The organism is Mycobacterium sp. DL440 (assembly GCF_011745145.1).
In the GTDB taxonomy this organism is placed as follows: domain Bacteria; phylum Actinomycetota; class Actinomycetes; order Mycobacteriales; family Mycobacteriaceae; genus Mycobacterium.
In genome coordinates this window covers 5,836,985-5,857,927 of record NZ_CP050191.1, presented here as the reverse complement: position 1 = coordinate 5,857,927, position 20,943 = coordinate 5,836,985, and the positions used below count along the sequence as shown (strand labels likewise).

Sequence of the window (20,943 nt, the reverse complement as noted above, 5' to 3'; positions counted from 1 at the left end):
ATGTAACGGCGACCATCAGATCGCTGACACTTTGCACTCTCCGCGTCGGTGTTCCGCACCACAGGATTGGTCCGTCCGTCGAACGCAACCGGCGGAATCGATCAACGACGATTGAGGAGAGCACACCGTGGACTCGTTGCGCGCCAACCATATTGCGCCCGACATGCAGGATCAGCAGGCCGGGGTTGTGGTACCCAACCGGCTGCTGGAAGGCAAGGCGCTCAACGATCTGATCGGCGATGCCGTCGAGGTGAACCTGGACTGGGCAGGCTCCGCGGACGGCCGGTTGAACTTCGCGCTCGCCGCCCTCGAGCCGGTTCCGCTGCGCCGGATGCTGCCCGCGCTGCAGAGCATGGACCTGGAGGTGCTGGAAGAACAGGCGGGTACCTGGACCAGGCCGGACGGGCGGGTCTGCCATGTCTACCACCTGCTCTTGCAGCCCGGTCCCGACGTCGTCGACGCGGTGGCCCAGCCGCAGGACGACACCGTCGATCGCATCCGCGAGACGTTCCGGGCGATGTGGGCCGGCCGGGTCGAATCCGACGGATTCAACGCGCTGCTACTGCGGGCCGCGCTGAGCTGGCGACAGGTGACCGTGCTGCGCAGCTACAGCCGGTACCTTCGACAACTGCCGATGCCCTACGGCCAGACGCGCATCCAACGGGTCCTGCTGGACAACCCGACGGCCACGCGCGCACTGCTGGACCTGTTCGAGGCCCGGTTCGACCGCACCGAACAACCCGCCGACAGCCCCCACCGCATTTCCCGAATCGCAGAGGCCGAGCAGCAGGTGGCCACTGAGATCGATCAGGTGCTGCACATCGATGCCGACCGGATCCTGCGCGCGTACCACAATCTGATCAACGCCACGGTGCGCACCAACGCGTTCGCGCCCGATGCCCTCACCGTCTGGGCGCCCTATCTGGTCCACAAACTCGATGCCCAGTCCGTCGACGAGCTGCCACAGCCACGTCCGCTTTCCGAAATCTTCGTGTACTCACCGGAATTCGAGGGCCTGCATCTTCGCTTCGGGCTGGTGGCCCGCGGCGGGCTCCGTTGGTCCGACCGCCACGACGACTACCGCACCGAGGTTCTGGGACTGGTGAAGGCACAGGCTGTCAAGAACGCGATGATCGTTCCGGTCGGAGCCAAGGGCGTGTTCGTCGTCAAAGCCAGGCCCGCCGCGGGCCAGTCACCCCGTGTTCAGGGACTGCGGAGTTATCGGCAGTTCATCGCCGCACTGCTCGACGTGGTCGACAAGACCGCCCCCTCAGATTCCGAAGATCAACCCCGCTTCGGCGGCGTGGTGTGCCACGACGGACCCGACCCCTACCTGGTGGTGGCCGCGGACAAGGGCACCGCCACATTCTCCGATTCCGCCAATGCGGTGGCGCTCGACCGCGGTTACTGGATGGGCGACGCCTTTGCCTCCGGCGGTTCGGCCGGTTACGACCACAAGGCGATGGGCATCACCGCTCGCGGTGCCTGGGTCAGCGGCGACACTCACCTCGCCGAGCTCGGTATCGATTCGGCGGCCGATGAGTTCACCGCCGTCGGCGTCGGCGACATGAGCGGGGACGTCTTCGGCAACGGCATGCTGCTGCGTCCCGGCCTGCGCCTGGTGGCCGCATTCGATCACCGGCACATCTTCATCGACCCCCAGCCCGATACCGTGCCGGCCCGCAAAGAACGCCAACGGCTGTTCGAACTGGCCCAGTCGTCGTGGGATGACTACGACCGTTCTGTGATCAGCCCGGGCGGAGGGGCGTGGCCGCGGACCGCGAAAACCATTGCCACCACACCGCAGATGCGTGCCGCGCTCGGCATCGACGACGACCAGATCCGGCTCACTCCCACCCAATTGATCAGCCATATCCTGCGCGCCCCGGTGGACCTGCTGTTCAACGGTGGAATCGGCACCTACATCAAGGCCCGCGACGAACAGCACTCCGACATCGCCGACAAGGTGAACGATCCGGTGCGGGTGGACGCCGAGGATGTCCGAGCCCAGGTGATCGTCGAGGGCGGCAACCTCGGGCTGTCCCAACGCGCCCGCATCGCCTACGCCCGGCGCGGCGGTCTGGTGAACACCGATGCCATCGACAACGCGGCCGGAGTGGACTGCTCGGATCACGAGGTCAACATCAAGGTCCTGTTGGACTCCGCCACCCGGTCCGGCCTGATCACGGGTGACGGGCGCAACCGGCTGCTGGCCGATATGACCGACGAAGTGGCACAGCTCGTCCTGGCCAACAACCAGGCGCACAATCGTCTGCTCAGCGATGCCCGCTCCAACGCAACCCAGATGGTCGACGTGCACGCCCGGATGACGGCGGACCTGGAGGCCCGACGCGGGTTACACCGATTCCGCGAAAATATGCCCAGCCCAGAGGTATTCGCTGACCTGGCCAAGGACGGTCGCGGCCTTGCCGCGCCACAACTGGCCACCTTGATGGCACACGTGAAGCTAGACCTCAAGGCTGACCTGCTCGCCTGCGAGATGTTCGACGGCCCATACTTCGTCGCGCTGCTGACCCGGTATTTCCCACCGACGTTGCGACGCCAGCTCGGCGAGCCACTGCCCGAGCATCCGCTCCGTCGGGAGATCATCACCACCTCGATCGTCAACCGCGTGCTGGCCAGCTCGGGGCTGACCTTCGCGTTCCGGCTCTCCGAGGAAACCGGCGCAGCCCCAGCCGATATCGTGCGGGCTCACGCGGTGGTGTCCGAGGTTTTCGACCTCGACACACTCTGGTCCGACATCTATGCCGCCGACCTCTCGCCGGCGCTGACGAATGCGATGGTCATCGAAGGCCGGCGCCTTCTCGACCGGGCCGCCCGATGGTTCTTGCTCAACCGGCCGCAACCGCTCGAAATCGACACCGAGATCACCCGATTCAGCACCCAGCTGGCGATGCTGCACGGACAACTCGGATCGATGCTACGCGGCCAGGAGCGCGCAACCGTCTTGACGGCACACGACGACCTGGTGGCTCGCGGCGTGCCAGGCAACATCGCCCACCGGATCAGCGAATCCCTCTATGCGTTCAGCCTTCTGGACATCATCGAGGTTGCCCACGTCCACGGAGAGGACCCCGCCCAACTGGCCAGGATCTACTTCGAACTGTCGGACCGGCTGGGGGTGGATCGGCTACTGCTGGCGGTGTCGTCGCTTCCCCGGGGTGGCCGCTGGCATGCCCAGGCCCGGCTTGCCCTTCGGGAGGACCTGTACCGGTCATTGCGCGATCTCACGATCGACGTCACCAAGCACGGGCTCGAGGGTGACCAGGCCGCTTGCAGCATCCGCGACTTCGAGGCCTACAACCGGCCGCGCCTGGACCGCGCCAAACGCACGCTGGACGAGTTTCTCGACTCCGCCGATCCCGACCTGGCGGTGTTGTCGGTGGCGTCAGCCCAGCTGCGTCGGCTCCATCGATGAACTCGTAGCCAACACACCGAAAACCTCATCCGGCGGCCGATTCCGCGGTTAGCATCCAGCCAATCGCGGATCGGCGTACCAGGGGGACATGTGGCGTACTTGTCAGGGTGGGTAGGCGCCGGTGTGCTGACCGCCGGAGTATCGGCGGCGCTGCTCGCCGGCGCCGGCACAGCCAACGCCGAGGCAGACTCCCCAGGCGATTCGCATCCCGGTCCGGCGAAGACGTCGACGTCGACGTCGACGTCGACCAGCAGCGCAAAGCCGGACCACTCCGCGCCCGCCGGTAGTCGACGGGTCACACCGCACCTCAGGCGGGCCGATCATCCGGCACGCTCCGCGGCACCTCGTGTACGTCGTGCCGTCGGGCAGGACGCGGTCGGGAAGGACGCGGTCGGGCAGGAACGAGCGGCCACGCCGGACGACAGCGAATCTGACGCACTGCCGGTCTCCGCCAAGCAGACGCCGCTTCGCGCGCCGTCGACGCAGCGAAGTGCGGTACACAAACAGCTACGTGAGCGCCTGGCACCGCTGACTGCCGACCCGGTCCAACACGGCAAACCAGCCACTGACGTGGCTAGTCCGCTGACCGCGATTTCTCAAGTGCCGAAAACGATTTCAGCGGCCTCACCGAGCGGCGTCGGCGTGACTGCGCCGTCGCCCGCACAGCTCCCCGATCTGATTCAATCCGGCTTGCAGTCGGTGGTCAACGCTGTCGGGTCCGCGTTGTTCAACGCGGTCGGAGGGCTGATCCAAGCCGTCGACGGACCACCGACCGTGCCGCCCGGGCTTCGGGATTCGGTCGAGGTGAGCAGCTCGACGCTGGTGGTTTCCCCGGGCAACGAGGTTCCCGCCGACTGGTACTTCCCGACGCACGGTCAGCCGGACCGGCTGATCTACCTCCAGCACGGATTCATCGCCACCGGCCCGATGTACAGCTACACCGCGTCCTATCTGGCCGATCGCACCAACAGCGTCGTCGTGGTCACCACGGTGACGTCCAACCCGTACACCGCCGGCGGCATGTGGCTCGGTGGGGACAATATGCACAAGGCGGTCGCCCAGCTCTTTCTCGACCAGGACCGAGAAGCCCTGAACGCCAGTATGACTACCGCATCGTTGAAGGCCGGTAAGGAGAGCTTCACCGTCCCACAACGATTCGTGCTCGTCGGCCATTCGCTGGGCGGCGGCTTCGCGCCCGGGGTGGCCGGCTACTACGCCGAGGGGTTGGTCGCCCGCCGCTCCGAAGGACAGGATGCACCCAACGACCTCGCCGGTGTGGTGCTGCTGGACGGGGTCCCTCCCTCGGGCAGTCTGCCGGCCGCGATGGACCGCCTCCATCAGCTCGAGGCCAGCAATGGCAACGATCCTGCCGACTATGTGCCGGTCTATGAGATCGGTGCGCCACGCAACGCATTCAACTCCACCAGCAAGGTGAACGACGAGCTCTCGGCGGCCAGACCTGGGACGTTCATCGGGGTCGTGGTCAACGGTGGTGTCCATATGGATTCCATGCTGGGTGGCAACCCACTGATCCAGGCGGCGGCCTATCTGGTTGCGGGCATTCCGCAGCCGCAGAACCCACCCGGCGTGCAAGGGTTGATGGCCGGATGGGTCAACGACATGTTCGAGGGCAACATCGATCCGGTCACGGGCCGGTGTCTGAGCGACTGCAACGGCACGTACGGCGACGCGGGTCAGACCGTCGACATCGACGCCGGGACAGGCAGTGCCACCGCCGTCGTCATCGACTCGGGGTCACTGCCCGACGAATCCGACTGGAGTGCACTCGGGTTCGTCCCAGTAGACGCTTCGTTCATTCCCCGCTCGGTGCTGTCACGGTGGGTGTAGCGCTCACCGGAAAATTGACCGAGTTGGCGATGAAGCACATCCGGTGGGCTTCGTGATGTAGTTCGGTGGCGTCTGCGACCCGGTCCGGGTCAGCGATGGTTACCTGAGGCCGCAATGTCACGTCGGTGAAAATGCCACTGCCCTCGGCATTCTCGCTCATCGTGCCCTCGGGTCGGTCACTGTAGCCGGTGACGATGATGCCTTCCTTGGCACACAGCGCGAGGTACCAGAGCATGTGGCACTGCGACAGGCTGACCACGAGCAGCTCTTCGGGGTTCCAGCGCTGCGGGTCTCCCCTGAAGGCCGGATCGGCGCTGCCGGGGATCACCGGCTTGCCGGGCGTGCCGATACCGGTGACATCGTGATCGCGAGCGTAGTCGCGGTAGCCGCTCGTCCCCGAACCGGTGTTGCCGGTCCAAGCGACCTCGACCTCGTATCGATGCGTCCGGTTGGCCATGATCGCGACCGTACCAATCGCGTACGTCGGGGCGATTTCCGGTATTGACACATTGGCACAGATTGCTAGCCTTTGTGCCATGTCTATTGGCAGTGTGGCCGACGAAGACGTAGTGCGGCCGAACGTACTGGCAGATTTCCGCAGGCACTCGGGCAGCATCCTGGGAGGCGCGTTCGGCGCAGCGGCCTTCGATGAGGTGGCCCTGGTCCCGGTGGCCGCCGCCGTCGACCGCAGTGGCCGATTCGAGCGCAACTTCCTCGATCGCGGGGTGCGCAGCGGGTTCTCGGCGTTCCTGGCGATCTGGGGCGACGAGACAGACCGCGAGGCGGAAGGGCGCCGCCTGCAGACCATGCACCGCGACGTCCGCGGACACGGCAAGGACGACTTCGCCGAGGTCCGCTACAGCGCACTGAACCCCCTGGCTTACAACCGATTGCAGTACGAGAAGCTGGTGCGCCTGCACCGATCGGTGGCACTGGATTCGTTCGCGCCGCTGGGATGTCCGGCGGCAGGCTGACACACTGGTAGCGATGCCACGCAGCAACGCCAGCCAATCCGAACAGGAAGACGCCATCCTCAAGGCCACGGCCGAGGAGGTGACGCTTGTCGGGCTCGGCCGGGCCAGCCTGGACGTCATCGCCAAGCAGGCCGGCGTCAGCCGCCGCACGCTCTACCGTCGTTTTCCCACCCGCGACGCGTTGATCACCGAGCTGGGGCGGCGTACGTTCGACGCGGCAATGCATCGGTTGCGCACCGTCGCAATCGATTCCGGCCCCAATGAAGCTGCGGTGGCGGCGTTCTGTGAAGGTATGCGGCTGTTGACCACCGAACCGGTGATGCGCCGGTTCCTGCGACTGGACTCCGACTTCACCGCAGTGGCCGGTGCCTACGACCAGGCTCCGGCCTTTCTGCACCACGCCTCGTCGGCCATGGCCAAGGCACTTCGCGCGGCGGGCGCGACCATGCCTGACACCGCGCTGCTGGCCGTGGCCGAGTTACACATCCGGTTGGCGTGCTCGCTGGCCCAGATGCCGACGGCAGTGTTGGACGTCAACGACGACGAAGCGGTTCGCGCGTACGCGCGAAAGCATCTGGCTCCACTAGTGCGGTAGCGGACCCTCAATCTCGGGCCGGCCCACGCAGACCGTCCGCCGCATCGCGCACCGCGGCCGTGATGGCGTCGACCATGGGGCTGTCGAGCTTCCAGCACTGCCAGTACAGCGGCACGTCCAGATACTGCTCGGTGATCCGAACGAAATCGTCGTCCACCAGTTCCTCGGGATACATCCCCCAGCCCAACCCGGCGCGCACTGCGGCTCCGAAGCCTTCGGCGGTCGGGATGTAATGCGTCGGCCTGATGACGTCCCTGCGGAATACCTTGCGCACCAATTGATCCTGCAGCGCATCGTCGCGGTTCCAGGACAGCGAGGGGGCCGCCTGCGCCGCCTCGCGGGTGAATCCGCCGGGTAGGTAGCGCTGCACATACTCGGCGCTGGCCACCGGCACGTAGCGCATCGCACCCAGCGGGTGCACCCGACAACCCGGCACCGGGCTTCGCTCGGTGGTGACTGCTCCCATCACCACACCCTCACGCAGCAGCCGTGCCGAGAGATCCTGATCCTCGATCCTGATGTCGAACAGGAACTCGGCGGTCCGGGGGAACACCCTGGTGAACCAGGTCGCCATCGAATCGGCGTTGACCGCCAGTGCGATCCGGGTGCGTTGTGCGGTGCCGCCGCCCATCTCCGCCAGTGTCTCGGACTCCAGCAGTGCCGTCTGCGCAGCCAGCCTGAGCAGTGGAATGCCAGCAGATGTTGCCGTGCAGGGCTTTTCACGAACCACCAGAACCTGCCCGACACGTTGTTCCAAGGCCTTGATGCGCTGGCTGACCGCCGAAGGCGTCACATGCAGACGCTGCGCGGCCGCATCAAAGCTTCCCAGCTCGACCACTGCGGCGAAGGCAGCAAGCTGCTGACCGTCGATCTGCACGCCACGATCTTAGTCGGACAGATCCGCGTCGCCGTGTAAACCGCTGCCGGTGAATCGGACGAGCTGGTTGACCCATCCGCGGTCCAGGCCGTCGGGCCCCAAAGGCCGTCCGTAGAGCATCAGATCGGAACTGGCCAGCGCACCGATCATCGCGAAGATAGCAATTGTGCTGCGCTGCTGACCTTCTACGGTCTGGATGTCCGGCACCGCCCGTCCTGCGGCGGCGAAGAACAGCTCGGGCAGGCTCGGTGTGCCCGCCAACTGGTCGAGCCAGATCTGATCTTCGTCCAGGGCAAGCTGATTCATCACCTTGAGCCAGCGTAATCCGCCGACCGGATCCTCTTCGAGCAGTCTGACGTAGGGCACGATGAGAGCCTCGACGACGTCGCAGACACCGATCTCGTTCGCGGACTCAGCCACCCGCACCAGCTCGGAGACAACAGCCTCGAACACCGTTGGCGCACGCCGTCGTGCCACCTCCAGCACCAGGTCCCGCTTGGCCGGGAAATGGTAGGCCACCGCGCGGCTGGCCACGCCCGCCTCGCGGGCCACTGCCCGCGAGGCCACCGCACCGATCGAAGTCTCGGCGAACATTCGCTCAGCGGTATCGACGATCAGGGTTCGGGTGTCGACATCACGCCGGGGACCACGTCTGCGGGTCGAGCTCGAGACCACAACAGGAGCCTAACCACTTGCGGCGCCATAGTCCTGTGGTCGGTCCAGTTCTCCTACTACGGTCGTAGGTCAAGATCGGACACCAGAGCGATGTGGGCTGACCTGCGTTCTTCGTAGCGTCGAGCCATGACACGAGCACAGCGTTCCCCAGCTATCTCGATAGCGAATTCAGTGACAGGCGTCGCCCGTGGATGGACGGCGACAGACGCCCTCATCACCCCGCCGGTGACCGACCGAGCGACACCGCTGCACCCGAGCCCCAGGGAGGCCGGCCTTTGGCGGCGCGCGGTGGCCGCGGTGCGCGCAGCACTGGCCACCGTGCCCCGACCCGATCTGAAGCAGCCCTACTATCCGCCGGTGCGTGAACAGTTCGTCGAGGACGCCGCCATGTCGCGCGAAATGTGGCGACTCTGAATTGCTGAAATGCTGAAGTCCGGCCCCGGAAGATCAGGCCCCAGAAGATCAGACCGCAGTAGGAGGCGCGACAGCATTCTCACCTTCTACGATCAGAACATGCTCGGTAGCATCGCGCGCGGCATCCGTGCGCACGTGCATCGGCGGGGGTATGCCCTCCCGGTGGGCTACAACTGGGCCATCGTGTTGGCGTTCGACACCACGGTGATCGGTGCCAGCCTGGTGGCGATGCTGCAGCGCCCGACGGCCGACCTTCCGGCCGGCCTGCTCGCGTTCGTCGTATGCGCTGCCCCGTTTGCGTTGTTCTACCTGTCAGGTGTCGATTTCAAGGCACCGATCGTCTGGGGAACCTGGACCACCGCCACTGCTGTGTTGCTGTTCGCGACGGCAACACCGATATCGAATGATTTCGCTCCGCTGATCGCGGTACTCATGGTCGGCGAGGTCGCCTCACTGACCGGTGTGTGGGGCGGATTCCTGGCCTCGCTCACAGCGGCCACCCTGCTGCTGACCGCCGCCTCGCAACACCGTCTCGATGCTCTGCCGCTCTATCTGGGGATCCTCGGGATGGGTTGGCTGGTGGGCTACCTCGTGTACACCCAGCAGCAGCTCATGCGACAGCAACAGGAGTCACAGGCCGCGCAGGCCCGCCACGCCGCGGCCGATGAACGGCGCCGCATCGCCCGCGAGGTCCACGACGTGATCGCGCATTCGCTGAGCGTCACGCTGCTCCATGTGACCGGGGCACGTCGCGGGTTGCAGCAGGACCGCGACGTCGACGACGCCGTCGAGGCATTGGAACAGGCTGAACGCCTGGGCCGTCAGGCCATGGCCGATATCCGCCGCACGGTCGGACTACTCGACGGCGCTCCGATGAGCATGGCCCCCGAACCCGGAGTCGACGACATCTGGTGCCTGGTAGACGATTTCGTGCGCGCCGGGCTGAACGTCCGTTTCGACGCGACCGGCCGCACCGATGCGGTCTCCGCAGCGGTGGGCCTGGCGTTGTATCGCATCGCCCAGGAGTCCCTGGCCAACATTGCCAAACACGCGCCCGACGCGGAAACGACAGTGTTACTGCGGATCTCACGCACCTCGGCGAACTTGACCATCACCAACCGACTCCCGGCGACGGCGCTCGTCGTCAGGAACGGCCGCGATGTGGAGGGCCGCGGGGTGCGCGGTATGCGCCAGCGCGTCGAGCTGCTCGGCGGGATCATCAGCGTCGGGCCTGCCGACGACGGGTGGTCGGTGCGCACCAACGTTCCGTTGGACGACACCGACCGGGTGCCCCGATGGTGCCCCGTGGTGTCATGACGGACCCCGTGACCGAGGTCGCGGTGCTCCTGGTCGACGACCAGGATCTGGTGCGCTCCGGGCTGCGACGCATTCTGCGGCGCAAGGACGGCTTCACGATCGTCGCCGAATGTGCCGATGGCGATGAGGTGCCCGCCGCCATCAGCCAGTGCCGTCCGGACGTGGTGGTGATGGATCTGCGGATGAAACGGGTCGACGGGATCGAAGCCACCCGCCAGGTGACGGCGATCGACGGGCCTCCGGTACTGGCGCTCACCACATTCAACGACGACGAGTTGCTCTCGGGCGCGCTGCGCGCCGGGGCCAGCGGGTTCGTGCTCAAGGATTCTTCCGCCGAGGAATTGATCCGGGCGGTGCGGGCAGTGGCACAGGGCGACAGCTATCTCGACCCGGCGGTGACCTCACGGGTGCTCACGACGTACCGCAAATCCGCCGAGCCGCGTCGAAACGCCGCCGTCGGCGATCTCACGGCCCGGGAGCTCGATGTGCTGACGCTGATCGCCAAGGGGCATTCCAATGCCGAGATCGCCGACGAACTCAGCATCTCCGGGCTCACCGTCAAGAGCCATATCGGCCACATATTCATCAAGCTCGACCTGCGCGACCGTGCCGCCGCGATCATCCACGCGTACGACACCGGGCTGGTCAGTCCGCAATAACCCCAGGTCAACAGGCCCCCCATTACGGATTTCGAAGTCCTTGTAAAGTAAAAAGGCGGCCTTCCTTTCGGCTGCCACCTGCACAAACGTTCCGGGCAGCGAGGTTCGGCACATCCACCAAGGGGGAGAAATGAATGAAGTGCTGGCCCGCGCCGGCATCTTTCAGGGTGTGTCGCCAGACGCCGTGGCCGCGCTCGCCCGACAGTTGGAACCGGTGACCTTCCGTCGGACCGAAGTCGTGTTCTCCGAAGGCGAGCCCGGTGACACGCTCTACATCATCACCGCGGGCAAGGTGAAAATCGGCCGCAGATCCGTGGACGGTCGCGACAGCCTGATCACGCTGATGGGCCCATCGGACATGTTCGGTGAGCTCGCCATTTTCGATCCGGGTCCACGAACCTCGACGGTGACCGCCCTGACCGAGGTGAAGGCGGTCGTGATGAGCCGCAGTGTGCTGCGGAGCTGGATCGCTGATCGGCCCGAGATCGCCGAACAACTGCTGCGCGTGCTGGCCCGCCGGTTGCGCCGCACCAACGACAACCTGTCCGATCTGATCTTCACCGATGTGCCGGGACGAGTGGCCAAGCAATTGCTCTATCTGGCGCAACGGTTCGGCAACCGCGATGGCAGCGCGCTGCGCGTCGATCACGAGCTGACCCAGGAAGAGATCGCCCAACTCGTGGGCTCCTCGCGGGAGACGGTCAACAAGGCGCTGTCGGACTTCGCGCAACGCGGCTGGATCCGCGTGCAGGGCCGCAGCATCCTGATCGACAACGCTGAACGGTTGGCCAAGCGCGCGCACTGACCATGTGACCACACAGACATTGTTAGTACCCTAACTATTAGGGTACGTTCTAAGTATGACCGCAGTATCCGAAGCGACTGCTGCACCCTCCGGGGAGCTCGGCGCCGATCCCCTGGCCCTCGAGCGACAGGTCTGTTTCGCGCTGGCCGTCAGCAACCGCGCCGTGCTCGCCGTTTACCGGCCACTGCTGGAGCCGCTGGGCCTGACCCATCCTCAGTACCTGGTGATGCTGGCATTGTGGGATCACCAACGGTCCGCCTCCGGAGGCATTCCGCCGCTGTCGGTCAAAGAGATCGCCTCCGCGTTGCAGCTCGACTCGGCGACGCTCTCACCGATGCTCAAACGGCTGGAAGCGCTCGGCCTGCTGACCCGCAGCCGCCGGGCCGACGATGAGCGCGCGACCGATGTCACTCTCACCGAGGCGGGGATCGCCCTGCGTGAACGGGCCCTGGCCATCCCACCCGCAGTGGTGGAGCGCCTGGGCGTCAGCCTCGCCGAACTCGAAGAGCTGCATCGGGTGTTGACCCGTATCAACGTGGCTGCACTGGCGGCCAATTCACTCACCGACTGACCCGAGGAGGCCATCATGGCCGGCCAGAAAACCAAAGACCGTCCCAACCTCTTTCAGTACATCGCCTACTGCTATGGCAAGCGGTTGCCCGATTCCATGCGGGACTGGGTGGCTCACGACCTGGCCGACCATGGGGCCGTGCGCCGCCATTTGATCCGGATGGCGATCCCGCCACTGTTCGTATTGGCGCCACTCTGGCTGCTGCCCGCATCGCTGTACGTGCACATCGAGATGACCGTGCCGATCTATACCTGGGCCATCTTGATGGCGCTCGCGCTCAACAAGATCTGGCGCCGCCACCGGCTGGCGCAGCACGGCCTCGATCCCAACCTGGTCGATGAGATCCAGTACAAGAAGGACCGGCAGAAGCACGAGGACTACATCCGCCGATTCGGACCGCGCCCGGAATCCTCCAAGCACCAGGCCAACAGCAGCCCCTTCTAGCATTTAGGCTGGCCAGACCCCTTGCATGCAAGCTTGCATGCAAGGGGTAGAGTGGTCTTCCGTGGTCACGGACGAGAAATCGAGCAACAGCCAGCGCGTCTACCGGATGACCAAGGATCAGATCCTCTCCGGTGAGTTTCGAGGCGGGCAGCTGCTCAGCGAGGTAGAAGTGGCGACGCAGCTCGGCGTCAGCCGAACGCCGGTGCACGAGGCGTTTCTGCGCCTGGCCGCCGAGGACTTCCTGGATCTGGTGCCGCGGCGCGGCGCCGTCGTCATCCCCGTGTCCGCGCAGGAAGCCACCGATCTGCTCGAGATGCGGCTGGCGCTGGAGACCGCGGCGGTGCGCCGGCTGTGCCGGTCACCGGAATCCATCGACGCGCTGTTCGGTGACCTCAACGAGTTGGTGGAGCGGCAGCGCCACGGCGCCGCGATTGGTGACGCCGAGCAGTTCGCCGCGGCCGACGACGCGTTTCACCGTCGGATCGTGCAGGTCGCCGGGAATTCGATCGCCGGCCGCTTCTACGGATCGCTCAGCGACCGGCAGCGCCGCATGATGGCCGACGCCGCCCGCTCGGACTCAGCCCGGCTCACCGAACTGATCGGTGAACACGCGGATCTGGCCGATGCCATCGGGCGACGCGATGTCTCCGGTTTCGAGGCTGCCCTGTTGGCCCATCTGGAAGCCACCTACCGGGTGGTGCTGGCATGACCGCTGTCGCAACGGAATTCGCCGAAGCGCCGGTCAGGCTCCGGCGACGCCTGCAGCCCTGGCTCGCGGTGGCCATCGCAATTTTCTGCATCGGCTGGGGCGGTAACCAGTTCACCCCTCTGCTGATCGCGTATTCCCAGCACGCCGGTTACAACCGTGTCGACGTCGACATCCTCCTGGGCGCCTACGTGCTCGGCCTGATTCCGGGCCTGCTGATCGCCTCAGCCCTGTCGGACCGCCATGGTCGACGCAATGTGATGGCCGCCGGTGTGATCAGTGCGGCACTGGGCAGCCTCATTCTGGCAGTCGGCGACTACTGGGGCTTCCCGTCCCTGTTCGTCGGCCGGTTGTTCAGCGGGGTGGCGGTCGGGATCGCGATGGCGGTGGGCTCGGCCTGGATCGCCGAACTGTCCAGGCCGCCCTTCGACGACGCCTCGGGCGGCGCCGGAGCGCGGCGTGCCTCGATCTCCCTGTCATTGGGCTTCGGGGTGGGACCGCTGTGTGCCGGGCTGCTCACCGTGTACGCGCCGCTGCCACTGGTTTTGACCTACCTGGTCCACGCTGCCCTGTGCGTGCCGGTGCTGTGGGCGGTGTGGAACCGGACCGTCGAGACCCGTGAGCGGATGACCTCTCGACCGTTCCTCGACGGCCTGAAGGTTCCGGCAGCGGGCCACCGCCGGTTCCTGCGTGTCGTTGTTCCCATGGCGCCGTGGATCTTTGGCTCAGCAGCCATCGCCTATGCGGTGGTTCCGGCGCTCGTCGCCGACCAGCTCGGGTCGTGGGCCCTGCTCTATACGGCGGGTTTGACCGTGCTGACGCTGGGCTGCGGCGTGGCGATCCAACCGATCGCACGTCGGCTCGATGATGTGTCCAGCTCCCGGGCCGTGGTGGTGTCGATGGCGTTGATGGCGCTGGGTATCTTCGCCGCGGTGGCCACCGCACTCACGCGTTCGGCACTCGTCGCGCCGCTGGTCGCGATGCTTCTGGGCAGCGCATACGGCATCGCGATCGTGTCGGGTCTGCTTGAGATTCAACGCATTGCGCCACCTGACGAGCTCGCCGGCATCTCCGGGGTCTACTACTCGCTGGCCTATCTCGGGTTCCTCCTGCCCGCCGTACTGGCCGCGCTCGCGCACTGGTTCAGCTATCCGGTCATGCTGACTTCTGTTGGGGTACTGGCGATTGTCTGCACGGCAGTGTGTGCGTCGGGATGGGCCAAACATCTGGAGCCGCGCACGCCGACGCTACAACTCGGCAACGCGCCCGTCGTCAACTAACCACCTTCGGTCCAACCGAACGTTCTGCAGCATGCGGCGGTCATGCGTCACCAGTAACAACGCACCGTCATAGGCCTCAAGCGCCTGCTCGAGTTGCTCGATGGCAGGCAGGTCCAGATGGTTCGTCGGCTCATCGAGAACCAGTACATTGGTGCCGTGTGCCTGCAGCAACGCCAGGCCGGCCCGGGTTCGCTCCCCTGGGGACAGCTCGTCAACGGGGCGCTCGACATGATCGGCCCGCAGCCCGAACTTCGCCAGAAGGGTGCGCACATCGGCCGTCGTCCAGGTTGGCAGCTGCTGCTCAAACCGGTCGACGAGCCGCGCGGTACCGGTGAAATCCGCCCGGGCCTGGTCGATCTCGCCGATGGCGACACTGGCGCCCAGGCCGGCACGACCCTCGTCGGGCTGCCGGCGTCCCAGCAGTAGCCGCAGCAATGTCGACTTCCCCGCCCCGTTGGCGCCGGTGATGCCGATCCGTTCGCCGGCATCGACCTGCAATGACACCGGGCCCAGCACGAAATCACCTTGCCGCACAACGGCGTTGTCGAGGGTGGCGACGACGGAGCTCGACCGTGGCGCGGCGCCGATGGTGAACTGCAGGGTCCATTCCTTCCGGGGTTCCTCGACCTCCTCGAGGCGGGCAATCCGGCTCTCCATCTGACGCACCTTCTGCGCCTGCTTCTCGCTGGACTCGGTGGCGGCGCGTCGACGGATCTTGTCGTTGTCCGGCGACTTGCGCATCGCGTTGCGGGTGCCCTGGCTCGACCACTCGCGCTGGGTGCGGGCGCGGGCCACCAGGTCGGCCTTCTTCTCGGCGAACTCCTCGTACTGTTCGCGCCGATGCCGGCGACCGACCTCACGCTCCTCCAGATAGCTTTCGTACCCACCGCCGAAAACGGTGGTGGTGTTCTGCGCCAGATCCAACTCGAGCACGCGAGTCACGCTGCGGGCGAGGAACTCCCGATCGTGACTCACCAGTACCACACCCCCGCGCAGCTCCCTGACGAACTGCTCCAGCCGGGCGAGTCCGTCGAGGTCCAGATCGTTGGTCGGCTCATCGAGCAGCACGATGTCGAACCGCGACAACAGCAGTGCCGCCAACCCCACCCGCGCCGCCTGCCCACCTGACAACGCGGTCATCGGCGTCGAGTCCGGTCGCACGGTATCGGTGTCGAGTCCGAGATCGGCCAGCACGGCAGGTAGCCGTTCGTCGAGGTCGGCCGCGCCGGTGGCGAGCCAGTGATCCAGCGCGGCCGAGTAGGCAGCGGCCGGATCCTCCTCTCCTGGGCTCGGGTCTGCCAGTGCCGACGCCGCGGCATCCATGGCCTGCGTGGCGTCGGTGCATCCCGTACGACGCGCGATGTAGGCCGCGACGGTCTCCCCGGGGACGCGCTCGTGCTCCTGCGGCAGCCATCCGACGAACGCGTCGGCCGGCGCCACGCTGACCGTGCCGTCGAGCGGCTCGAGGTCCCCCGCCAGGATCCGCAGCAGGGTGCTCTTGCCGGCGCCGTTGACGCCGACGACCCCGATGACGTCACCAGCTGCCACGGTCAGGTCGACCCCCTCGAACAGGGTGCGATGGGCGAATCCGCCGGCCACATTCTTCGCGACAAGCGTTGCGGTCATGGCTCTATCGTCGCATCACGCCGAACCGCCGAAGGAAGGCGACTGGGCTCACGTGTTTCACGCCCACCCTCCTCACACTGGGTACGACCCGGCTACCGTCGATCTGGTGATAGTGTCACCGACTCGCCTCTCCTGGCTCTGCGCCGTCGGAACCGTCGTGTTCACGATCACCGCGGCCACATCGTGCGGGCAGCCGGCGCGTCCACCGGCGACCAGTTCCACGTCGACAACGACCGCCCCGGCACCCCCGGTCCCGATTACCGCTCCGGCCGCCGTCGTTCCCGCAGGCGATTTCACCCCGGTCGCCCAGCTCGTCAACAACGCGATTGCGGAACCCCGATTGCCCGGTGCCGTGGTCCAGGTGGGGCATGCCGGCAATATCGTCTTCCGCCAGGCGTTCGGCTCGCGCAAGCTGGCCGGCGAACCCGGACTGGACGGGGCGCCCGCCCCCGCTGAGCCGATGACCGAGGACACGATCTTCGACCTGGCCTCGTTGTCGAAGTGCCTCACGACGGCTGTTGCCATCCTGCAGCTCTACGAACGGGGCCAGGTTCAACTCGACGAACCCGTGCAGACGTACCTGCCCGACTTCAACCCCGCCAACGACCCGCGGCGCGCACAGGTGACGGTGCGGATGTTGCTCACCCACACGTCGGGCATCGCGGGAGATCTGAGCCTGGACGGGCCGTGGGGGCTGGACAAGCCCGACAAGGCCGAAGGCATCCACCGTGCGCTCGGGGCGTGGGTGGTGTTCGAGCCCGGAGAGCGCTTTCACTATTCCGACATCGGCTTCATCATCCTCGGTGCGCTCCTCGAGAAGGTCACCGGTGAACCTGAGGACATCTACATTCAGAAGAACGTGTTCGCGCCGCTCGGGATGTCAGATACCCGCTATCTCCCTGTCACCAAAGCATGTGGCCCGCACCAGATCCGGGGAACTGCGATCGCCTTCGATCCGAACGCACCCAAAGCTGCCGACTGCCCGACGGGTACGTGGACCACCGATCTCCTGGCGCGCGTCGCACCCACGGCGCTCGACGAGGACACGCCGGGCCTCAATCCGGACTTCGGCCACCCGCTGCGCGGTACCGTGCACGATCCGACGGCCCGTCGGATGGGTGGCGTGGCCGGGAGCGCCGGGGTGTTCTCGACGGTGAACGACGTCGGCCTGTTCGCGCAAGCCCTGCTCGATCGCCACGCCGGCCGCCCGAGCCCGTTCCCGCTGAAGCAGTCGACTCTGGCCATGATGACCACCCCACAGCAGGCCGGGCACAGCGAAGCACAAGTCGAGGCGGCGAACAACGCCGCCCGGCAAGCCATCGAAAACGCCCCCAACACAGCACATCCCCTGCTCGCACCGAACTACCCCGCCATAGCCGGGCAAGACCTCCGTGGATTCGGCTGGGACATCGACACGGAACAGTCCCGGCCGCGGGGCATGGTGTTTCCCATCGGCAGCTTCGGGCACACCGGCTTCACCGGGGTGACGTTGTGGATGGACCCGGGGTCGGACACCTACGTCGTGGTCCTGGGCAACGTGATCCATCAACGCGGCGCCCCGCCCATGGCCGGGCTTAGCGGTGAAGTGGCCACGCTGACCGGTCGCGCCCTACATCTGTACGGGACCTAGCCGGCCACCGCCGAGCCGACGAAGTAGCTGCCCAGCAGACAGACGCCGATGAGGACAACCCACCCGTCGGTGAGGCGACACAGCAACACAGGAGCGTGGCGCACCTCCATGAATTCCCGGAAGATAATGCGCACCTTGATGAGTGCGATCACGATGGTGCTGACGGTGACGGCGGTGCTGGCCTTCAGTGTGCCGTTCTGATCGACGGCTTCATCCAGCCAGACGTAGACGAGCGTCATCGCCGTCAAGATCACCCAGACGATCAGCAGTCTCCGGTTGAAGTTGGTGCGCACCACTCACCTCACGACGTAGATCAACGCGAAAATCAGGACCCAGAGGAAATCGACGGTGTGCCAGTACGTCGCACCCGTTTCGACAAGCTGCTGGGATCGCCGCTCCGGACTCCACAACTGGTAGACGACCACACCCAGCACCACGAAGCCGATCAGGACGTGGATGCAGTGGATCGACGTCAGGAAGAAGTAGTGCTGGAAGAACTCTTCGCTGGTGAACGTGTTCCCCATGCGAATCTGGGTGACCCACTCGATGATCTTGCCCGCCAGGAAAATGACGCCGAACGCGACAGTCAGGAACACGTTGTTCAACGCGGATCGATAGTTGCCCTCACGTGAGGCTTGGACGCACCGCGCGATGGCCCACGAACTCAGCAGCAGGGCAATCGTATTGACGACCCCGATCCTCAGGTCGAGGTGGGACTGCGACTGCAGGAAGAGTTGCGGATTCTGGGTACGTGACACCAGGTACACCGAGAAGTACGCGGTGAACAGCAGCGATTCGAACAGCACGAACATCCACATGTCGGGCTGCCCGGGAACCGTCCGGGTGCGGTCACGGTCGACTTGTTGGGTCATCGAATCGCCTCCGCCGCCACGTGCTGCTGGTCAGCCTGTTCGTCCGGAAGGTCCGGTAGCGGACCGGTGCCGAAGTCCTCGCGTTCGATCGTCCTGCGCAGCAGTACGATGAAAACCCCTGTGTACGTGACGAACACGACCATGTTGACCCACCACGCGATCGCGCCGTTCCACGCGAACGCGCCCCGCTGGAAGATCCACGCCGGCGCGACGACCACTTCGGTCAGCGCGTTGCAGAGATTGAGGTAGCCAAACCACTTCGGGAACACGCGGTTCTTGTCGAGCAGGATCGCGGCCATCCACACCAGGGAGCCGATCAGGAACACACCCATGGTCCCGCTGAACGACAGGAAGGCGAATTCGTAGAGCCAGTGGATGATCTCGGGATCGCGGTCGGGCCGCAGCGCGGCGGCGGTCATCGCGATGGCCATGACGAGCATGCCCGGAATTGCGCTCAGCGAGTACATGATCAGATACGAGTACGCGAACACGGGACTGACCGACATGCGTCGCATCGAGTACGCGAGCAGCGCGTTCATCGGCGCGCACAAGCCCGTGATGAGGAAGACGACGCCGAATCCGGCGAGGACGCCGAACCGGTGGTCGGTGACCCAGTGCACGACCGTCGGGGTGTCCCATGCCGGGCTGGGCGGCGGCTGCACGCGGGTGACGAAGAAGAACAGCACACCATAGAGCTGGTAGAAGAACACCATCACGTACCACGCGAACCAAAGTTCACGTTTGGGGTGGTAACGAATGTTCCACCTGAGCCTGCTCAACCGTGAGCCGCTCACGCGGCCACCTTGTCCATCGCCCGTTGCTGCTTGATCGTCTGGGCGAGAACGACTCCCATCACCAGAATCCAGACTGCGATGGCGATGTTCTTGAGCCAGAAGGACAACGCGCCGTCCCAGGCGAGAGGCCCGTCGAACGACAATGCGGTGAACGTGGCGGGGGCCAACGCCGCCGCGACGACAAGGTTGAAGGACGCCACCCACGGTTTGAACACCGGCCGTTCCTGCTGGTCCCAGTAGATCGCCAGCGCCAGCAGCAGGCATTGTGCGATCAGATACGGCACCAGAAGCGTGAAAGTGAGCCAGGCGAGGTCATTGAGTACCTGGGTCAACTCAGGAGCGCGGTCCGGGCGGAACGAGCCGAGCAGCCAGAACATGTTGGCGATGAGGAACAGTGCCGGCGGACCTCCGGCGGCGGCGATCAAGCTGTAGGACAAGATCGGCGTGCGGTGAGCCATCCGGCGTACCTGCATCGCCAACAGCATCACAATCGGGATGAGGCCGACACCGAACCAGTTGAACAGGATCATGCTGTAGCGGATCCGCGCGGTTTGGTCCTGATAGAAATTCGCGACCTGCTCGGCAGGCATGTTGGGGGACATCGGATGTACGAAGCCGGGGAACAGGAAGAACGCGGAGATCCAGATGAGTGCCACCACAGGCAACGTCCCTAAGAGGATCAACTCACCGTCAGGTCGTCTCATCGTCGGACTCTCTTCATGCGTGGCGTTAGTTGCCGATCGGCAACTTGGACGGTAGCCGATCGGCAACTAGGCGGTCAATCGTCGGTTACCGTTGACGCTGTGACGTCCACACAGGAGGCCCGCACCTTCGGCGCGATCACGCGCACCGCCGCTCAAACACGCGTGATGGACGCGGCCCTGAAACTCATTGCCAATCACGGTGTCAGCGGGACGTCGCTGCAGATGATCGCCGACGAGATGGGCGTCACGAAGGCGGCTGTGTATCGCCAGTTCAAGACCAAGGAAGAGATCGTCATCGCGATCACCGAGCGGGAACTGAGCCAACTCGAGGAAGCACTCGCGGCCGTCGTGGCCCAGGGGTCACCCCGGCAAGCCCGGGAGGCGTTGCTCGACCGGATGATCGAACAAGCCATCGACCGCCGCGGCACATCCAGCATTCCGATGTTCGATCCCGTCATCATTCGCCTGCAGGCCGAGTACGAACCGTTTCAGCAGTTCATCGAACGGCTCTACGCCGCACTCCTTGGCACCGAAACCGGCGTGGAGGCTCGGCTCCACGCGGCGATGCTCTCAAGTGCGATCAGCGTCGCCGTCATGCATCCGCTGCTGGCCGACATCGACGGCGAGACCCTCCGGGTGCAGTTGAATCAGATGACCCGCCGGATGCTCGGCCTTGCCGATTAGCCACGGGTCGACTGAGTGAGACACCGGGT

At 65.5% G+C, this 20,943-nt stretch carries 21 protein-coding genes and 1 pseudogene; 14 read left to right on the top strand and 8 right to left on the bottom strand.

The features are described from left to right. The first annotated feature begins 127 nt into the window (after positions 1–127). Together HBE63_RS28510 and HBE63_RS28505 are read left to right on the top strand one after the other, a co-directional pair. Positions 128–3,439, top strand: a complete 3,312-nt coding sequence (locus HBE63_RS28510; protein ID WP_243858354.1) for an NAD-glutamate dehydrogenase domain-containing protein — start codon at positions 128–130, stop codon at positions 3,437–3,439. 90 nt (positions 3,440–3,529) lie between these two features. Further along, complete coding sequence (locus tag HBE63_RS28505) at positions 3,530–5,287, top strand: alpha/beta hydrolase (protein WP_166908282.1); 1,758 nt, start codon at positions 3,530–3,532, stop codon at positions 5,285–5,287. Here the strand turns inward: HBE63_RS28505 and HBE63_RS28500 are convergent. Next, positions 5,253–5,744 (bottom strand): OsmC family protein, encoded by a 492-nt coding sequence (locus HBE63_RS28500; RefSeq protein ID WP_166908280.1) that lies wholly within the window; start codon positions 5,742–5,744, stop codon positions 5,253–5,255. The genes HBE63_RS28505 and HBE63_RS28500 overlap by 35 nt on opposite strands. 79 nt (positions 5,745–5,823) lie before the next feature. Here HBE63_RS28500 and HBE63_RS28495 point away from each other — a divergent pair. Next, positions 5,824–6,237, top strand: a pseudogene (locus tag HBE63_RS28495) (oxygenase MpaB family protein); the annotation flags it as partial. A 37-nt stretch (positions 6,238–6,274) separates the two neighbouring features. Beyond that, entirely contained in the window at positions 6,275–6,856 is a 582-nt protein-coding gene (locus HBE63_RS28490) for a TetR/AcrR family transcriptional regulator (protein ID WP_166908278.1), read from the top strand. Positions 6,857–6,863: 7 nt separating this feature from the next. Here the strand turns inward: HBE63_RS28490 and HBE63_RS28485 are convergent, their stop codons facing one another. Continuing rightward, positions 6,864–7,733, bottom strand: a complete 870-nt coding sequence (locus HBE63_RS28485) for a LysR family transcriptional regulator ArgP (RefSeq protein WP_166908277.1) — start codon at positions 7,731–7,733, stop codon at positions 6,864–6,866. A 9-nt stretch (positions 7,734–7,742) separates the two neighbouring features. After that, on the bottom strand, positions 7,743–8,408 hold the full coding sequence (locus HBE63_RS28480; protein WP_166908275.1) for a TetR/AcrR family transcriptional regulator: 666 nt from the start codon (positions 8,406–8,408) through the stop codon (positions 7,743–7,745). Positions 8,409–8,534: 126 nt separating this feature from the next. Here HBE63_RS28480 and HBE63_RS28475 point away from each other — a divergent pair, with 126 nt between their 5' ends. The 8 genes from HBE63_RS28475 (at position 8,535) to HBE63_RS28440 (ending at position 14,604) form a co-directional block, all read left to right on the top strand. Further along, positions 8,535–8,822 carry a hypothetical protein gene (locus HBE63_RS28475; RefSeq protein WP_166908273.1) on the top strand — a complete coding sequence of 96 codons (288 nt, stop codon included), beginning with the start codon at positions 8,535–8,537 and terminating at the stop codon, positions 8,820–8,822. Between the two features lie 99 nt (positions 8,823–8,921). Then, complete coding sequence (locus tag HBE63_RS28470) at positions 8,922–10,139, top strand: sensor histidine kinase (protein WP_166908272.1); 1,218 nt, start codon at positions 8,922–8,924, stop codon at positions 10,137–10,139. Beyond that, positions 10,136–10,798 carry a response regulator transcription factor gene (locus tag HBE63_RS28465; protein ID WP_166908270.1) on the top strand — a complete coding sequence of 221 codons (663 nt, stop codon included), beginning with the start codon at positions 10,136–10,138 and terminating at the stop codon, positions 10,796–10,798. Before HBE63_RS28470 ends, HBE63_RS28465 begins: the two co-directional genes overlap by 4 nt. 130 nt (positions 10,799–10,928) lie before the next feature. Beyond that, a complete protein-coding gene (locus HBE63_RS28460; protein ID WP_166908268.1) occupies positions 10,929–11,603 on the top strand; it encodes a Crp/Fnr family transcriptional regulator in 675 nt (224 codons plus the stop codon). Between the two features lie 55 nt (positions 11,604–11,658). Then, the gene (locus HBE63_RS28455) at positions 11,659–12,174 is read left to right on the top strand and encodes a MarR family winged helix-turn-helix transcriptional regulator (protein WP_166908266.1); all 516 of its coding nucleotides are present in this window, start codon (positions 11,659–11,661) and stop codon (positions 12,172–12,174) included. Between the two features lie 15 nt (positions 12,175–12,189). Continuing rightward, positions 12,190–12,618, top strand: coding sequence for a DUF5313 domain-containing protein (locus HBE63_RS28450; protein ID WP_166908264.1), 429 nt, complete (start codon positions 12,190–12,192; stop codon positions 12,616–12,618). Between the two features lie 61 nt (positions 12,619–12,679). Continuing rightward, on the top strand, positions 12,680–13,327 hold the full coding sequence (locus HBE63_RS28445) for a GntR family transcriptional regulator (protein ID WP_243858353.1): 648 nt from the start codon (positions 12,680–12,682) through the stop codon (positions 13,325–13,327). Beyond that, complete coding sequence (locus HBE63_RS28440) at positions 13,324–14,604, top strand: MFS transporter (RefSeq protein ID WP_166908260.1); 1,281 nt, start codon at positions 13,324–13,326, stop codon at positions 14,602–14,604. Before HBE63_RS28445 ends, HBE63_RS28440 begins: the two co-directional genes overlap by 4 nt. Here HBE63_RS28440 and abc-f read toward each other — a convergent pair. Then, positions 14,572–16,230, bottom strand: coding sequence for a ribosomal protection-like ABC-F family protein (gene abc-f, locus HBE63_RS28435; protein ID WP_166908258.1), 1,659 nt, complete (start codon positions 16,228–16,230; stop codon positions 14,572–14,574). The genes HBE63_RS28440 and abc-f overlap by 33 nt on opposite strands. A gap of 103 nt (positions 16,231–16,333) precedes the next feature. Here abc-f and HBE63_RS28430 point away from each other — a divergent pair, with 103 nt between their 5' ends. Further along, the gene (locus HBE63_RS28430; protein WP_371815065.1) at positions 16,334–17,860 is read left to right on the top strand and encodes a serine hydrolase domain-containing protein; all 1,527 of its coding nucleotides are present in this window, start codon (positions 16,334–16,336) and stop codon (positions 17,858–17,860) included. On the opposite strand, the gene HBE63_RS28425 is transcribed toward HBE63_RS28430, so the two are convergent. Genes HBE63_RS28425 through HBE63_RS28410 form a run of 4 tightly spaced genes read right to left on the bottom strand, consistent with a single transcriptional unit; the run spans position 17,857 to position 20,230 of the window. Further along, a complete protein-coding gene (locus HBE63_RS28425) occupies positions 17,857–18,153 on the bottom strand; it encodes a cytochrome C oxidase subunit IV family protein (protein WP_166910335.1) in 297 nt (98 codons plus the stop codon). The two genes, HBE63_RS28430 and HBE63_RS28425, sit on opposite strands and share 4 nt — an antisense overlap. Positions 18,154–18,156: 3 nt before the next feature. Continuing rightward, positions 18,157–18,732: a cytochrome c oxidase subunit 3 gene (locus tag HBE63_RS28420; RefSeq protein WP_166908256.1), complete on the bottom strand. Its 576-nt coding sequence runs from the start codon at positions 18,730–18,732 to the stop codon at positions 18,157–18,159. Next, positions 18,729–19,526 carry a hypothetical protein gene (locus tag HBE63_RS28415; protein WP_166908254.1) on the bottom strand — a complete coding sequence of 266 codons (798 nt, stop codon included), beginning with the start codon at positions 19,524–19,526 and terminating at the stop codon, positions 18,729–18,731. The genes HBE63_RS28420 and HBE63_RS28415 overlap by 4 nt, the downstream gene beginning before the upstream one ends. After that, complete coding sequence (locus HBE63_RS28410) at positions 19,523–20,230, bottom strand: hypothetical protein (protein ID WP_166908252.1); 708 nt, start codon at positions 20,228–20,230, stop codon at positions 19,523–19,525. Before HBE63_RS28410 ends, HBE63_RS28415 begins: the two co-directional genes overlap by 4 nt. Before the next feature lie 165 nt (positions 20,231–20,395). On the opposite strand from HBE63_RS28410, the gene HBE63_RS28405 reads away from it, so the two are divergent. Further along, positions 20,396–20,914, top strand: a complete 519-nt coding sequence (locus HBE63_RS28405) for a TetR/AcrR family transcriptional regulator (protein WP_243858801.1) — start codon at positions 20,396–20,398, stop codon at positions 20,912–20,914. Positions 20,915–20,943 lie beyond the last annotated feature (29 nt).